We start from the raw sequence: 15829 nt of genomic DNA on the forward strand, positions 1-15829 counted from the left end.
GTTCATGCATCGATGCATGAAGCGTATCGATCTCTCGCCCTTCGAGCTTCAGGTCTTCCTGGTTCTCGTCGAGACCGGCAGTTTCCGGGCGGTCGCCCATCACTTCGCTCTGTCGCAGCCAGCGGTCAGCCGGGCGGTCGCGCGCATCGAACAGCGGATCGGAGCGAGGCTTTTCGACCGGACGAGCCGGTCGGTGGCCCTGACGCCGCAGGGCGAGGCGCTGCTGCCGATCGCCCGGCGCGTGATCCACGACCTCACGACCTCGCTGGACGAGATCACGCAGTCGCTGTCGGCGATCGGCGGCCATGTCGCGATCGCCGCCCTGCCCTCGATTGCCTCGGCCATCCTGCCGCCGCTCTTCGCGCGGCTGCGCCGCGACGACCCCGAGATCCGGCTCTCGATCATCGATACGCTGCTCGACGGGGTCACCGGCGCGGTGGCTCAAGGGGAGGTCGATTTCGGCATTGCCGTCGAGCCGTCGCGGCGATTGCCCGATCTCGTCTTCGAACCCCTGACGACGGATCGCTTCGTGGCCGTCCTGTCCGCTCGCCATGCACTTATCAGCCTGCCGGACCTCTCATGGGCCGATCTGGCGACGCATCCCGTCGTCGCCATGAGAAGCCTGACCTCGGTGCGCCAGCTGACGGACGAAGGGTTCGCATCCGCCGGCTGCGCGGTGGTGCCGGCGTTCGAGGTCTCGCATCTCGCCTCGGCCGGCGCGCTCGTCGCGGCGGGGCTCGGCGTCACGGCCCTGCCGGAACTCGCGCTCAAGGCGTTCGACACGGAAGGGATCGTCACGCGCCCGCTGACCGCACCGGTGGTCCACCGCGCGATCTGTCTCGTGCAGCGGCGAGGACGAACGCTGTCGCCGACGGCGGCCCTGGTTCGCCAGCGGCTGCTGATGCTCGCGCCTTGAGGCTGCGACGCACTCTCGCCCGGCGCAGTCCGACCGAGCGCACCTCCGTCATGCGGCCGCTAGCGACCGTGCTCGAGCGCCTCGCTCGTCTCGGCGGCCGGACGCTTCACCGTCTCGGCGACGCGGCCGTGGCCGCTGATCTCGCGGCCGGCATCGGCGGAGAAGCGCAGGTTCCAGACCGTCGCCAGAAGCGAGATCGCCACCACGACCGCGAAGGCCACCGAGAAGTCGGACAGTTCTGGTGCGGCCTGGCCCTGCACACCCATCGAGCCGTGCAGGGCAAGCGCCGCCACGCAGATGCCGAGCGACAGCATCAGCTGCTGGAAGGTCGTGTAGAAGCTCGTCGCCGAACTCATCTGCGCCGGCGAGATCCGGTCGTAGGCCACCGTGTTGTAGGCGGTGAACTGGAACGACATGGAGAAGCCGCAGCAAACCAGCACCCCGAAGATCGCGGGCAGCGGCCAGTCCGGACGGAAGAAGGCGCAGGTGCCGTAGAGAAGCGCGGCGAGGATCCCGTTGACCACGAGCGCCTGGCGGAAGCCGAAGCGCCGCAGGATCCGAGGCGCCAGCGCCTTCATCATCAGCGAGCCGATCGCGGTCGCGATCGTGACGAGGCCGCTCGTCGCCGCCGAGAGCCCGAAGCCGAGCTGCATCATCAGCGGCAGGAGGAACGGCTGCGCCCCTTGCGTGATGCGGGTCAGCGATCCCGCGATCACCGAGGTGCCGAAGGACGGCACGCGCATCAGCGCGGGATCGAGGATCGGCGCGGCATGGCGCCGGGCATGGTGGAGATACGCCGCGCCCGCCACGAGGCCGACCGCAACGAGCGCGAGCGCCAGCATCCCCTCGCTGTCGCGGCTCGCCGTCTCGAAGCCGAACAGGAGCGAGCCGAGCGAGATGCCCGAGAGGATCATGCCGACGCCGTCGAACGGGCCGGTGCGCTCGCCCTTGGTTTCGTCGATGAAGAGACTGACGAGCACCATTCCGACGAGGCCGACCGGCACGTTGATGTAGAAGATCCAGCGCCAGTCCGCATAGGTGACGATGAAGCCGCCGACCGGCGGCCCGAGGATCGGGCCGATGAGGGCGGGCACGAGAAGCCAAGACATGGCCGAGACGAGATCGCGCCGCTCCACCGAGCGCAGGAGCACGAGGCGCCCGACCGGCATCATCATCGCACCGCCGAGCCCCTGGAGGAGACGCGCGGCGACGAGGAACCCGAGCGAGGGCGCCAGTGCGCAGAGGACCGATCCCGCGACGAAGACGCCGATGGCGGCCCGGAACACGGTGCGCGAGCCCCAGCGATCGGCCACCGCCCCGCTGACAGGAATGAAGACCGCGAGGCTGATGAGGTAGGAGGTGAGCGCGATGCTCATCGACGGCGCGCCGACGCCGAAGTCCCGCGCCATCGTCGGCAGCGCCGTGGCGAGGATGGTGGCGTCGAGCTGCTCCATGAACATGGCGCTGGCGACGATGAGGGCGATGGTGCGGAAATTGCGCCGGGCGGGCACGGCATCGGCAAGGCCGATGGCGGAAGACGGGACGGACATGGAAATCGAAACGAACGCTTCACGGGCGGCGACGAGCCGGGCCGCCGGGCGGCGTGATACCTTCGATGGGAATCGCAAGGGAGACATACGGTGTCGATCGACCGTTGGCCACCCCTTCCCCGTTCACAATGGTCGCGCTGCGGGGCCTGAACGGTGGGAACCCGCCTGGAACGCTCTCGCAGGAAAAGCGCGGTTTCCGGCCCGTCCCTTTCGGTCTCGGCGCCGTCCCTTCGCAAAGGGGGCTTCGCGCGCCTTCGACCTGCGGATGTCGGCCCTTCCATCCCCGCGTTCCGACGAAACGACGGCGACGACGATCAGACGGTCTTCAGCCGTTCCGCGATCACCCCGAGGACAATCTCGGCCAGCGCGCTCACGGTCGGATCCTCTTCGCTCTCCGCGCGCACCAGCGTCAGGGAGACGGCTGGAAGCGCCGGGAGACCCGATTCGGTGGGGTCGAGCGCGACGAGCCCGTCCGGCAGGCCGATGCGGGTGCGCATCGTGATGCCGAGGCCCGCGGACGCGGCGGCCCAGAGACCCGACAGACTGGGACTGGATACGGCGATCCGCCAGGGCAGGCCGGCTTGATCGAGAGCCCCGATGGCGGGATCGCGAAACGAGCACGGGGATTCGAACGCAACGAGCGGGACGGGCTCGCCCCGAGCGATGCGGCCGAGCCGCCAGTCGCGGCGCCCGATCCAGACGGTGGGGATCTCCGCGATTGGCGTGAGATGCGGTGCGTCGATCGAGGCGCCCCAGGCCAGCGACAGGTCCAGTTCCCCCTGCCGCGTCTTGTCCACGAGGGCATGGACCTTCTCGACCACGATCTCCACCAGGACGTTCGAATGGACGCGGGAGAACCGGCCGAGGACCTCGGGCAGCCAAGCCTCGGCAAAGTCCTGCGGCAGTCCGAGACGGACACGCCCAGCGAGTTCCGAACGACGCAGGCTGTCGATCGCCTCGTCGTTGAGGTCGAGGATGCGGCGTGCATAGCTGAGGAGCCGCTCCCCGGCGTCGGTCAGCGCCAGGCCCCTGCCGGCTCTCGTCACCAGTGGCTGCCCCACCTGTTCCTCGAGCTTGCGAAGCTGGGCGCTGACGGCCGATTGCGACCGCCCCACGCGATCGGCCGCGCGCGCGAAGCTGCCGAGCTCGAAGCCAAGGACGAAGGTGCGGAGCGCGTCGATGTCGAGATGGGGACGGACCACGTCGCTTCACTCATTCCGAACGGTTGGTGCGAAACTTCCAAATAGTCGATCGATCACGGCAGGAATAGACGTGGAAACCGATAAATCGCCCTTTGGAGCCCGACATGCCTCTCGTTCGCATCAGCCTTTTCCACGGCCGCTCGCCCGAAGCGGTCCGCAGCATCGCCGACGGCGTTCACGCGGCCCTCGTCGAGGCCTACGGCGTCCCCGAGGACGACCGCTTCCAGATCATCGAGCAACGCGCCGGGCGAGATCATCTACAGCCCGAACTATCTCGGCATCCAGCGCACGGACGGGATCGTCATCGTCCATGTGGTGGCCAGCAACTGGCGCGACACCGCGCAGAAGACGGCCTTCTACCAGGCCGTCGTCGACAGGCTGGCCGCCGATCCCGGCGTCCGCCGCGAAGACGTCCAGATCGTCATCAGCCCGAACGACAAGCCCGACTGGTCCTTCGGCAACGGCCTCGCGCCCTATGTCACCGTCTCGGCGGACAGCTGACCGTCACCGGGCGGGAACCGCCGCGCGCGTCGTTCCGACAGTGACGACCGCGTGCCTCGGCCGGGCGCCTCTCTCCCACGCCGTCGTTCGACGCCCTCGCATTCCTGCGACCGCCTTGCGGCCAGCGGCACGAAGGAGATCCTCATGCACCTATTCCTCACCGGAGCGAACGGCTGGATCGGCTCGGCGATCGCCGACGGCCTGATCGAGGCCGGGCATTCCGTCACCGGACTGGTCCGGTCCCGCGACAAGGCGGAGGCTCTGGCACGAAAGGGGATCCAGCCCCTCGTGGGAGGGCTGGCCGATCATGACGTGTTGCGGGCCGGAGCGTCCGCGAGCGACGGCATCATCCACACCGCCTTCGGCCTCGACCTGTCGAAGATCGCGGAACTGGCCGAGGAGGAGCGCCGCGCGATCGAGACCTTCGGCGAGGTGTTCCGGGGCTCCAGCCGCCCCGTGATCGTCACCGGCGGCGTTCTCCTGATGCCGAGGGGAGAGGTCTTCGACGAAAGCGCCCGGCCGCCCGTCGATCCGGCCTTCCCCCGCGCATCCGAGCAGACGGCCTTCACGCTCGCCGAGCGCGGCATCCACGCCTCCGTCGTCCGCAACCCGCGCTCCGTGCACGGGCAGGGCGAGCGCCACGGTTTCGTGCCGATGCTGGCCGCCGTGGCGCGGCGCACGGGCGTCTCCGCCTATGTCGAGGACGGAAGCAATCTCTGGCCCGCGGTCCATCGCCTGGACGCCGCGCGCGTCTATCGGCTTGCGCTGGAGCGCGGCGCCCGCGGAGAGGCCTTCCATGCCATTGCCGAGGAGGGCGTCCCGTTCAGGCAGATCGCCGAGGCGATCGGCCGGCAGGTCGGCGTCCCGGCCCGGTCCCTGTCGCCAGGGGAGGCCGAGGACCACTTCGGCGGCCTCGCGGTCTGGGTCGCCGGTCATGGACCGGCCTCCTCGGCCCGGACGAGAAAGGCGCTCGGCTGGGAGCCGAGGGAGATCGGCCTCGTCGCCGACATCGAGCGTCGGACCTACTCGGACTGACAATCGCACGCTCTCGAAACCCGCGCCGGAGCGGTCCGAAGCCGATCGGCCGGACGTCGGCCCTCGGCCGCGAGCCGGAAAAACCCGGCCGCCAGTTCATTCGGGATGACGGGTCGAGGATGCGGGGAGACCATTCAGGCTGGAAACGAGCATCCTCCTGCCCGATCGTCCGCCTCGGTCACGATGCCAACAGCCGGATCGCAGGTGCGGCTGCGACCTCGGCGGCGTCCCCGGGCGGCGTGTAGCAGATGTGGCGCGCCACCTCCTCCAGCGCGCGGCGTTCGCGCCGCGCGAACTCCAGCGCCGCCTCGCGCGAGACGAAGATGCCGCCGCAGCAGTTGCAGGGGCCCTCGACGATCCAGCTCCCGTGCCCGCCCGGACGCAGCGTGAACGCCAAGGGGTCGGGTTCGATCTTCGACACCGCGCTCATCGGGCGGCCTCCAGGCCGGCCACATGCAGCATGGGAACGCGCGGCGGGATCGCCTCCATCGTGTCCCTGACGCACGCCGCCTGACGGCGCGCGTCCCGGCACAGGGTGTGAAGCGGCAACCGGACGGTCGTCTCGCACCCGACGCTCTCGTGCAGCAGTTCCTTCAAGGCCGCGACGCCCTCGGCCTCGACGAGATCGACGAGCGGGCGAAGGCGGGACTGGAATTCGCGCGCCAAGGCGCCGTCGTTGCCCCGGATCGCATCCCACAGACCGACGACCAGCGTCGGCGCGACGTTCGCGACCGCGCTGAACAGGCCGTCCGCCCCGAGAAGGCCGCTGGCCGCTGCCGTCGGCTCGTGTCCTGCCAGGAAGGCGACACCGTCGCGGGCCCTTGCCATGCACTCGACATGCAAGGGGTTGGCGGAATGGTCGATGATCGCCGCGACGTTGGCGATCTCGGTCAGTTCCGCCATCTGGCATGACGACAGGTGAACCTTGGTTGCGGCCTCGTCGAACTCGAGGAACAGCGGCAGCTCCGTCGCGGACGCGACCGCCTGGACGTGCGCTCGAATTCCGGCGAACGAGGGCTTGTTGTAGAAGGGCATGACGAGGACGAGGCCGTCCGCGCCCGTCCTCTCGGCATCATAGGCGAGCGCGATCGAAGCGGCCGTGCTCGGCGTGCCGACATGGGCGAGAATGGACATCCGCCCCTTTGCCGATACCGCCGCCTCGATCACCTCGATGCGCTCGGCGCGGCTGAGGTTGGAGCCCTCGCCCGCCCAGCCGGCGACCGCGACGGCCGATACGCCGCTGCGGGCCTGCCAGCGCGTGAGCGCGGCGACGCGGAACATGTCCACTTCGGTGAACAGGCCGACGTCGGAATCGAAGTCGGACTTGAAGGGCGTGATCAGTGAGGTCACCACGCCGGAGAATGCGGAACCCATCGAAGGAGCTCGCTCCCGTTGTTTCGATGGGCGGAATGTCGTCCCAACCGCATAAAGGATCGATACGAGTTTTCGGCCGGTCGGCACCTGTCTCCAATTCCGTCCGAACGGATGGGCATCTCGAGAAGCCTGTCCGCCGATGCTCCGGCCCCGCCCCCCCCCGGGACGAGGCGACGGATCCGGCCGTTCGTTTCCGATGGTCCATCGCGGCGTCGGCTGGCGCAATCGGCGTCGCCCCCCCCGGTGGCCGGCCCGGAGCGGCGGCCGAGGTCGGCAGACCCGAGCTGCCGCCGCGCCCCATCTCGTCCGACCGCGTCATCGCTTCTGGCCACACGCCGCCCCGCCGTTCTAAAAGGTCGCCAGGGCATGGTCCTGCCCGCATCGTTTCTCCCGGTTGGCGTGGGTTCGCATGCCGTTTCTGACCCGTCGCCGCTTTCTTCGAACGCTCGGCCTCGGCGCCCTCGCGACGGGCGCGCTGGGCTCCTATGCCTTCGCGCTCGAGCCGATGTGGCGGTTGAGCGTCGCACGATACGCGTTCACGCCGCCCGGCTGGCCGAGGGGGCTTCGCCTGCGTCTGGCGCTCGTGGCGGACGTCCATGCCTGCCACCCCTGGATGCGGCCGGACCGCATCTCGGACATCGTCGATCGGACCAACGAGCTCGCGCCCGACGTGACGCTCCTTCTCGGCGACTATTCGGTCGGCATGCGCCGGTTCAAGACGGCCGATGTCCACCCGTCCGTCTGGGCGTCGATCCTGGCCGGGCTCCGGGCGCCGCTCGGGCGCTACGCGGTCCTCGGCAACCACGACTGGTGGGAGGACGAGGCGGCGCAGCAGCGAGGGCACGGACCCACATTCGGGCAGGACGCGCTGGAGCGGGCGGGCCTGCCTGTCCTGGAGAACCAGGCCGTCCGCCTGTCCAAGGACGGCCATCCGTTCTGGATCGCCGGCCTTGGGGACCAGCTCGCTCTTCTGCCCAAACGCCAGTACGGCCGCAGCGCCTGGCGGGGCGTCGATGACCTGCCGGCGACGCTGGCCGCCGTCACGGACGATGCGCCCGTGATCCTGATGGCGCATGAGCCGGACGTGTTTCCGGACGTACGGGCAGCGACGCGTCCGGTTGCCCTGACCGTGTCCGGCCATACGCATGGCGGCCAGATCCGGCTCCTCGGGCACTCGCCCGTGGTGCCCTCGCGATACGCCAATCGCTATGCCTACGGCCATGTGGTCGAGCCGCGATCCGACGGCCGCGACGCTCACCTCGTCGTGTCGGGAGGGCTCGGATGTTCCATCGCGCCGGTCCGGTTCGGGGTGCCGCCCGAGATCGTGGTGATCGACCTCGGGGACGACCACCCGCCCTCCGCAGGCGTGTAGCGCACGCCCGGAAAACGCCTGGCGGACAGCACCGCCGTTTGAGCGCGCGGCCGATGGTCGGCTCGAAAGCGGCGTCGGTCCGAAGCTTCTCGGCAGAACCCTGTTCCGCCACGCCAAGCCCTCCGCCATCGGGCATCCTTGGACAGGGCCTCGTCGGCTGCAATCGAAGGGCACGGTGCGTTTCGCAGGTCGCACGACGGCTTGCACCGGACGTCGTTCGGCTGACACCGACCGCCCGCTTGCCGGCTCGGCGAAAACATGTCGCTGACACCTGAGTCGAATTGACATTCGCCATAACCTTCGCGACAAATGTCAAAAATCGAAACGTGGGGAGGCCGGTTCGCTCAGCGAGTCGGTGACGTTTCGAGCCAGGATCGTACGGGAGGTGCGATTTGCTTCGCAGTTTCGACCGGCAGAGCGTCTTTCTCGGCCTGCTCAACGTCGCCCTTTTGACGGCGGGCGCGTGGCTGGCCGGCGCCAACTTCATCGACAGCTACAATCTCCAGTCGATGGCGGCGCAGGTCCCCGAACTCGGCCTCCTCGCCTTCGGGGTGATGCTCGCCATGACCTCGGGCAACGGCGGCATCGATCTGTCCGGTATCGCGCTTGCCAACCTGTCGGGCATCGCGGCCCTGATGCTGGCCAAGCTGTTCGTGGCGCCCGACGTGGCGCCGAACCTCTTCTCGTGGAGTTTCGCCGGTTTCGCGCTCGCGATCGGCCTCGTCGGCGGCCTCGCCAACGGGCTGGTGATCGCCTACGGCCGCCTGACCCCGCTGATCGCGACCCTCGGCACGCAGCTCCTCTTCACCGGCATCGCGGTGTTTCTGACCAACGGCTCGGCCTTGAGCCTCGGCTACATCCCGCCGCTCGACGACTTCGGCAACTCCCCGATCCTCGGCATGCCGATCTGCTTTGCCCTCTTCCTCGTCGTCGCTGCCGTGATCGCCTTCGTTCTGCGCTTCACGCCCTTCGGCGTTCGCCTGATGCTTCTCGGAAGCAACCCGAAGGCCGCCCGCTACGGCGGCATCGCGGAACACCGGATGATCGTCCTGACCTACACCGCGAGCGGCCTTCTGTCGGCGATCGCCGGTATCGTCATCGCAGCCCGCAACGCATCGGTGAAGTGGGACTACGGCGGCTCCTACGTCCTGATCGCGATCCTGATCGCGGTCATGGGCGGCGTGAAGCCGGAGGGAGGCTACGGGAAGGTCGGCTGCGTGCTTCTGGCCGCCACGGCCCTCCAGATCCTGTCGAGCCTCTTCAACTTCATGGACATCTCGAACTTCTTCAGGGACCTCGCCTGGGGCGTCCTGCTCCTCGCGCTCCTGGCCTTCGCCAGGTTCGATTTCGGCGCTTGGCTTCGGCCGAGCCGCTGAAGACACGCAGACCGCGCGGTTTTTCGGCGGGAGAAGGCCGGGAAACCGCGCTCGCATTAGCACATCCAACGGGAGGATCCGCATGACCACACTCCGCAAGCTCGCCGCCTGCACGGCGCTCGGCCTCGCCCTCGGGGCGGGTGCCGCCGCGGCCCAAGACAAGCCGACCATCGTCACCGTCGTGAAGGTGACCGGCGAGAACTGGTTCACCCGCATGAACCAGGGCGTCGACGCCTACGGCGCCGAGCACTCGAACGTCGCGACGAGCCAGGTCGGTCCGGCCAAGGCTGACGCCGCCCAGCAGGGCCGCATCATCGAGGATCTCGTCGCCAAGAACGTCTCGGCCATCGCCGTCGTACCGATGGATCCCTCCGCGCTCGAAGGCGTGCTGCGCCGCGCCGAGCAGCGTGGGATCAAGGTGATCACCCACGAGGGCGACAGCCTCGTCAACACCGCGGTCGACATCGAGGCCTTCGACAACAAGGCCTTCGGCACGCGCATCAACGAGAAGCTCGCGGCCTGCATGGGCCAGTCCGGCAAGTGGACGAGCTTCGTCGGCTCGCTCGGCAGCCTGACGCACAACCAGTGGGTGGATGCGGGCGCCGAGAACGCCAAGAAGTATTCCGGCATGGAACTCGTGGCCGCCAAGAACGAGTCCTTCAACGACGCCAACAAGGCCTACGAGAAGGCCAAGGAGATCCTGCGCCGCTATCCCGACATCAAGGGCTTCCAGGGCTCGTCCGCGATCGACGTGATCGGCATCGGCCGCGCGGTGGAAGAGGCCGGGCTCCAGGACAAGACCTGCGTCTACGGCCTCGGCCTGCCCAAGGACACCGGCCCCTATCTCGACACCGGCGCGGTCGACGAGATCTTCTTCTGGGACCCGAAGGATGCCGGCTACGTCATGAACGTCGTCGCCAACATGGTGCTCGACGGCAAGGAAGTGACCGACGGGATGGACCTCGGCGTGCCCGGCTACAACAAGGTGTCGGTGAAGAAGGGGCCCGGCAAGGGCGTTATCGTCCAAGGCGAGGCCTGGGTCGACGTCGATAAGGCCTCCTACAAGAACTATCCGTTCTAAGCCGCGGCGCGAGCGTCGCGTCCGATCGCTCCGGGGCCGTCCTGGCCCCGGAGCACGACCGCCTTCATCAGGATCCCATCATGTCCGTCGTTCCAGCGCCGCTCACGGTCGACGCCGCCCCTCCGCTCCTAGAGATCCGGGGCGTGCGCAAATCCTTCGGCGGCGTTCATGCACTGAAGGCGGTCGACCTCGTGATCGAAGCAGGCCGCGTCTACCATCTCATGGGCGAGAACGGCTGCGGCAAGAGCACGCTGATCAAGATCATCTCGGGCGCGCAGGCCGCGGATGAAGGCCAGATCCTGGTCGACGGCAAGGCGACGGGCGACCGGGCCGGAGACATCGGACCGATCGGCGCGCTGCGCGCCGGGATCGAGACGGTCTACCAGGACCTGTCCCTCCTGCCGAACCTTTCGGTCGCCGAGAACATCGCCTTCACGGGTCAGCTCGTGGCCGCCGACGGGCATCTTGCGCGCCGCCTCGATACGAGAGCCCTCTTCGACACGGCGCGCGCCGCGCTCGCCAAGGTGCAGCTGCCGACCGACCGCGAGTTCCTGACCCGGCGAACCGACACGCTGCCGCTCGCCGTGCGCCAGCTCGTCGCCATCGCCCGCGCGATCGCCGCCGATGCCCGGCTCGTCATCATGGACGAGCCGACGACCTCGCTGACGCGCCAGGAGGTCGACAATCTCCTGCGGGTCGTCGAACGGCTGCGCGCGGGCGGCGTCGCCGTGCTGTTCGTCACCCACAAGCTCGAGGAGTGCAAGGCGATCGGCGGGCGCGCCATCATCATGCGCGACGGGCGCAAGGTCGCCGAGCTCGACGTCGCGGACCATTCCAAGGCCGAGTTCATGCACTGGATGACGGGGCGCGAGATCAGCGAGGCGCGCTACCGCTCCGAGCCGACCCTCGGCGCGACACGTCTCGAGGTCGAGGCGCTCGGGTCGGACGCGTTCCACGACGTGTCCTTCTCGCTCCGGCGCGGCGAGATCCTCGGCTTCACGGGCCTTGCCGATTCCGGGCGCAACGAACTCGCGCTGGCGCTGGCGGGTGTCCGCCCGGCCCGCACCGGGCGCATCCGGCTCGACGGCGCCGCGATCGAGATCGGCACGCCGAGCGAGGCCATCGAGGCCGGCATCGGCTACGTGCCGGAGGACCGCCTCACCGAAGGGCTGTTTCTCGAGAAGTCCATCGAGGAGAACATCACCCTGCCGGTGCTGGAGCGCCTGCGCGGCGCGCTCGGCATCATCAGCGGCCGACGCGCCCGCAGGCTCGCGGAGGCCACGGTGGCCGACCTCCAGGTGGCGACACCGAGCGTCGATCTCCCGGTCCAGTCGCTCTCGGGCGGCAACCAGCAGCGCGTCCTGATCGGCCGCTGGCTGACGATCGAGCCGCGCCTCTTGATCCTCCACGGTCCCACCGTCGGCGTCGACGTCGGGTCGAAGGACACGATCTTCCGCATCATCCAGCGGCTCGCCGATCGCGGCATGGCCGTCATCATCATCAGCGACGACCTGCCCGAGCTTCTGCAGAACTGCGACCGGATCGCGGTCATGCGGCAGGGGGCGATCGTGGCCGAGCGACCGGCCGAGGCATGGAGCGAGGAGACGATCTATCGTGCGCTTGCCTCGGCGGGAGAGGGCAGCCAGCCATGACCGACATCGCCTCGACCCCGCCCGCCACGGTGCCTCCCCTCCATTCGCGCCTGTGGGAGCGGATGGTGCGCCGCCCGGAACTCTTCACGCTGGTCCTCGTGATCCTCACCTGCATCGCGGTGACGATCGCCAATCCGGACTTCCTGCAGGTCAACAACCTGTTCGATGTCCTGCGCGCCTCGGTCGTTCGCGGGCTCTTCGCCCTCGGGGTGCTGGTGGTGCTGGCGGCCGGCGGCATCGACGTGTCGTTCACCGCGATCGCCGCGCTCATGATGTACGCGCTGACGATGCTGGCGACGAACCATGTGCCGGACATGCCGCTTGCGGTGTTCTTCCTGCTGGCCGCAGGTGGTGGCGCGCTTCTGGGCGCGGCCAACGGCCTTCTCGTCCATACGCTTCGCGCGCCCTCGCTGATCGTCACGATCGGCACGCAGTACATCATCCGCAGCTTCCTTCTGACCTTTGTCGGGACCGCGCTGTTCATGAACATCCCGACCGCCATGGACGCCTTCGGCCGGGCCTCCCTCTACACCCACACGGCACCGGGCGGCGGCATTTCGCTTCTGCCGGCGACGGTTCTCGTCCTGCTGGTGGCCTCGGTCGTGACCTGGTTCATCCTGGAGCGCACGCTGATGGGTCGCGCGGTGTTCGCTGTCGGCGGCAATCCGGGCATCGCGGAGCGGCTCGGCATCAGCCTGTTCCGGGTGCGCGTGTTCGTCTTCGCCTATGCCGGGCTCCTGGCGGGGATCGCAGGCGTCGTCCACGTCGCCTCCAACCGCCTCGCCAATCCGTTCGATCTGGCCGGCATGGAGATCGACGTCATCGCCGCCGTGGTACTGGGCGGTGCGCGCATCACCGGCGGCTCCGGCAGCGTCGCCGGCACGCTGCTCGGCGTCTTCCTGATCACGCTGGTCAGCAACGTCCTGATCTTCGTCGGTATTCCGAGCACGCTGCAACTCGCCATCGTCGGCGGCTTCATCCTCCTCGCCGGCACGATCTTCGCGCTCGGTCAGCGCGACTGAACGCGCCTCATCCTCGTCCTCCCGCCCTCGAAGGGACCCCCATGTCGCACGACGTTTCCGTCATCGGTCTCTACATCCTCGACGTCCTCGGGCGCCCGGTGGACGCCATTCCGCCCGGCGGGCAGGTCGATTTCATCGACGAGATCCGGCTGACGGTGGCGGGCACGGCGGGCGGCACGGTGGTGGACCTCGCCAAGCTGGGCCTGAACTGCCTCGCCGTCGGCGCGGTCGGCGACGACGAGAAGGCGGATTTCGTCCTCTCGACGCTCCGGCGCTTCGGCGTCGACACGTCCGCCATGCAGCGGCTTTCGGGCGTGCCGACCTCGGCGACCATCCTCAACATCCGGCGCGACGGCAGCCGCCCGGCCCTTCATGCGCGCGGCGCCTCCGATCATTTCGAGGTGGCCGACGCGGCGCTCGACGCCGTGCTCGCGCCGCCGATCGTCCATCTCGGCGGCACCGGCCTCCTCGCAAGGCTCGACGGCGAGCCGAGCGCGCGGCTCCTCGCGGAGGCGAAGCGGCGCGGCCGGACCGTCACCTTCGATCTCCTGGGTGCGGGACCACAGACCCTCTCGCTCATCGAGCCGCTCCTGCCCCACATCGACTATTTCATGCCCTCGATCGAGGAAGCGCGCGACATTTCGGGCACCGCCGACGTGCGGGGCGCCGCCGCGTTCTTTCTCGATCGGGGCGTGGGGCAATGCGTCTTCACGCTCGGCGGCGACGGTGCCTGCTTCGTTTCGGCTGGCGGCGAAAGCGTCCGCCAGCCCGCCTTTGCGATCGAGGTCGTCGACACGACGGGTTGCGGCGACGCGTTCGACGCCGGCTTCATCACAGCGCTTCACCACCGGATGGACGTCGCGACCGCCCTCGCCTTCGCACAGGCCTCTGCCGCCCTCGTCGCGACCGGCCTCGGCTCGGATGCCGGCATCCGCTCGTTCGAAGATACGCTCGCCTTCATGAACGAGACACCGCGCCGGGACGCCGACGGACCGGTCTGAGAGGGCAAGGCGGCGACGGAGGGTCACCACGCCGACGCTCTTCACGCCCGGGACCCCGGACATGACTCATCCCCTCGCGGCGATGGCGCCGAGTTCCTCGAGGTCGAGGTCGCGCTCGAGGTCGTGCATCGTCTCGTCGTCGATCTGCTGCGTCCGGTGCAGCCGGATAAGTTCGGCGCGCCCCGCCGCGACGGCTGCGAGGATGACGTCGAAATGCGCGCCGATGCTCTCCTGGCGCTCGTCCATCGAGCCCTGGAACTCGGTCGAGATCGTCGCCCGGCGCCGGTAGCTGTCGAGAAGGCGCGGGTGAAGGAGCGTGCCGTCGTCGGAATAGGCGCGGCGCTCGACCGCCACCAGCTGCGCCCGCAGCATGGCGGCCTCGGCCGCGAAGAGGTCGAGCGGCGGATGGGCCCGCTCGTCCTCCCGCAGGCCCGCCCAGCGGATCACCAGACCGAGCGTCGTGCCCTGCACGAGCACGGTCGCGATGATCGCGGCAAAGGCGATCACCAGCATCAGGTCGCGCTCGGGCATGGTCTCGGGCAGGCTGAGCGCGACCGCGAGCGTGACCACCCCGCGCATGCCGGCCCAGCTCGCGACGGTCGCGGCCCGTGCGCCGAGCGGTTCGGCGGCGCGCCGGCCCGAGCGCTTCAGCTGCTTCAGGACGGCGTCGCCCGCGAACACATAGGCGAAGCGCGCGAGCGTCATGGCGGCGATCACCGCCGCGGCCGGCACCGCCATGTCCTGCCAGACGACGCCGATGCCGCCCACCCGCTCGAGCACCCCGCGCAGCGACAGGCCGATCAGAATGAAGACGGCCGCCTCCATCAGGAAGATCAGCGTCTGCCAGAAGGCCACCCCGCGCAGCCGCACGCTCGCGGTGAAGATCGTGTGCTGGTACCAGCCGCAGACGAGGCCGGCCGTCACCGTGGCGATGACACCCGAGACATGCAGCACCTCGCCCGCGATGTAGCTGACCCAGCAGACGAGGACGGAGGCGGCGATCATCAGGTAGTCGTCGCCGAGGCGTCGCAGCAGGAGCACCCAGATGGCCCCGATCGCGCCGCCGACGAGAAGGCCGCCCCCGACCAGGAACGCGAAGCTGCCAAGGGCCTCGCCAAGGCTGAACGTGCCCGTCAGCGTGGCGGCGACGGCGAAGCGGAAGAGAACGAGACCGGTCGCGTCGTTGAGAAGGCTCTCGCCCTCCAGAAGCGTGCCGAGCCGCCGCGGCAGCTTGACGCGCTGGAGAACCGCGCGCGCCGACACGGCGTCCGGCGGCGAGACGATGGCGCCGAGCGCGACGCAGGCCGCCCAGGGCAGGTCCGACACGACGATTTTGGCCGCCAGCGCCACGGCTGCCGCCGTGAACAAGACCGCGCCGACCGCCAGCGAGGCGATGCCCGCCAGGTGCCGACGGAAGGGGGCCAGCGCCGTGAACCAGGCTCCGTCCATCAGGAGCGGCGGCAGGAAGACGACGAGCACGAGCTCCGGGTCGAGCTCGACCTGCGGCAGTCCGGGCAGGAAGGCCAGGGTGCCCCCACCCACCATCAGCGCCACCGCCGGCGGCAGCGACAGGCGTTGCGCAACGTAGTGCAGCACCAGGACCGCCACGAACATCGCGACGATGAGTTCGAAGAGTTCAACGGGGTGCATCGAAATCCCGCGCGGTCGAGGAACAACTCGCGACATCCTTGCTGCAAAGCCGCGGGAATCGCCAGTGGACAGGCGGCGGGAGCCGGACAATCCACGG

The 15829-nt window shown here is 69.1% G+C and carries 14 protein-coding genes and 1 pseudogene; 10 read left to right on the forward strand and 5 right to left on the reverse strand.

Features of this window, described 5'->3' with window-relative positions:
* The first annotated feature begins 16 nt into the window (after nucleotides 1–16).
* Nucleotides 17–916 carry a LysR family transcriptional regulator gene (locus tag ACLNGM_RS01075; protein WP_416356831.1) on the forward strand — a complete coding sequence of 300 codons (900 nt, stop codon included), beginning with the start codon at nucleotides 17–19 and terminating at the stop codon, nucleotides 914–916.
* Nucleotides 917–975: 59 nt separating this feature from the next.
* Here ACLNGM_RS01075 and ACLNGM_RS01080 read toward each other — a convergent pair whose 3' ends face one another.
* Nucleotides 976–2466 (reverse strand): MDR family MFS transporter, encoded by a 1491-nt coding sequence (locus ACLNGM_RS01080; RefSeq protein WP_416356832.1) that lies wholly within the window; start codon nucleotides 2464–2466, stop codon nucleotides 976–978.
* Between the two features lie 314 nt (nucleotides 2467–2780).
* A complete protein-coding gene (locus tag ACLNGM_RS01085; protein WP_416356833.1) occupies nucleotides 2781–3668 on the reverse strand; it encodes a LysR substrate-binding domain-containing protein in 888 nt (295 codons plus the stop codon).
* Between the two features lie 104 nt (nucleotides 3669–3772).
* On the opposite strand from ACLNGM_RS01085, the pseudogene ACLNGM_RS01090 reads away from it, so the two are divergent.
* From ACLNGM_RS01090 to ACLNGM_RS01100, 3 genes and pseudogenes are all read left to right on the forward strand, one after another.
* Nucleotides 3773–3847: pseudogene (locus tag ACLNGM_RS01090) on the forward strand (tautomerase family protein); the annotation flags it as partial.
* A 100-nt stretch (nucleotides 3848–3947) separates the two neighbouring features.
* Complete coding sequence (locus ACLNGM_RS01095; protein ID WP_416358530.1) at nucleotides 3948–4169, forward strand: tautomerase family protein; 222 nt, start codon at nucleotides 3948–3950, stop codon at nucleotides 4167–4169.
* 144 nt (nucleotides 4170–4313) lie between these two features.
* A complete protein-coding gene (locus tag ACLNGM_RS01100; RefSeq protein WP_416356834.1) occupies nucleotides 4314–5204 on the forward strand; it encodes an SDR family oxidoreductase in 891 nt (296 codons plus the stop codon).
* 178 nt (nucleotides 5205–5382) lie between these two features.
* Here ACLNGM_RS01100 and ACLNGM_RS01105 read toward each other — a convergent pair whose 3' ends face one another.
* Complete coding sequence (locus ACLNGM_RS01105; RefSeq protein WP_090965667.1) at nucleotides 5383–5634, reverse strand: hypothetical protein; 252 nt, start codon at nucleotides 5632–5634, stop codon at nucleotides 5383–5385.
* Entirely contained in the window at nucleotides 5631–6578 is a 948-nt protein-coding gene (locus ACLNGM_RS01110; RefSeq protein ID WP_416356835.1) for a dihydrodipicolinate synthase family protein, read from the reverse strand. The genes ACLNGM_RS01105 and ACLNGM_RS01110 overlap by 4 nt, the downstream gene beginning before the upstream one ends.
* Before the next feature lie 409 nt (nucleotides 6579–6987).
* On the opposite strand from ACLNGM_RS01110, the gene ACLNGM_RS01115 reads away from it, so the two are divergent.
* From ACLNGM_RS01115 to ACLNGM_RS01140, 6 genes are all read left to right on the forward strand, one after another.
* Entirely contained in the window at nucleotides 6988–7950 is a 963-nt protein-coding gene (locus ACLNGM_RS01115; RefSeq protein ID WP_416356836.1) for a metallophosphoesterase, read from the forward strand.
* A gap of 392 nt (nucleotides 7951–8342) precedes the next feature.
* A complete protein-coding gene (locus ACLNGM_RS01120; RefSeq protein ID WP_416356837.1) occupies nucleotides 8343–9326 on the forward strand; it encodes an ABC transporter permease in 984 nt (327 codons plus the stop codon).
* Between the two features lie 82 nt (nucleotides 9327–9408).
* Nucleotides 9409–10407, forward strand: coding sequence for a substrate-binding domain-containing protein (locus ACLNGM_RS01125; RefSeq protein ID WP_090965659.1), 999 nt, complete (start codon nucleotides 9409–9411; stop codon nucleotides 10405–10407).
* Nucleotides 10408–10487: 80 nt separating this feature from the next.
* Nucleotides 10488–12059 carry a sugar ABC transporter ATP-binding protein gene (locus ACLNGM_RS01130; protein WP_416356838.1) on the forward strand — a complete coding sequence of 524 codons (1572 nt, stop codon included), beginning with the start codon at nucleotides 10488–10490 and terminating at the stop codon, nucleotides 12057–12059.
* The gene (locus ACLNGM_RS01135) at nucleotides 12056–13081 is read left to right on the forward strand and encodes an ABC transporter permease (protein WP_416356839.1); all 1026 of its coding nucleotides are present in this window, start codon (nucleotides 12056–12058) and stop codon (nucleotides 13079–13081) included. Before ACLNGM_RS01130 ends, ACLNGM_RS01135 begins: the two co-directional genes overlap by 4 nt.
* 41 nt (nucleotides 13082–13122) lie before the next feature.
* Entirely contained in the window at nucleotides 13123–14082 is a 960-nt protein-coding gene (locus ACLNGM_RS01140) for a carbohydrate kinase family protein (protein WP_416356840.1), read from the forward strand.
* A 66-nt stretch (nucleotides 14083–14148) separates the two neighbouring features.
* Here ACLNGM_RS01140 and ACLNGM_RS01145 read toward each other — a convergent pair whose 3' ends face one another.
* A complete protein-coding gene (locus ACLNGM_RS01145; RefSeq protein ID WP_416356841.1) occupies nucleotides 14149–15732 on the reverse strand; it encodes a Na+/H+ antiporter in 1584 nt (527 codons plus the stop codon).
* Between the last annotated feature and the right edge of the window lie 97 nt (nucleotides 15733–15829).

The organism is Aureimonas phyllosphaerae (assembly GCF_047943035.1).
Classification (GTDB): Bacteria; Pseudomonadota; Alphaproteobacteria; order Rhizobiales; family Rhizobiaceae; genus Aureimonas; species Aureimonas phyllosphaerae.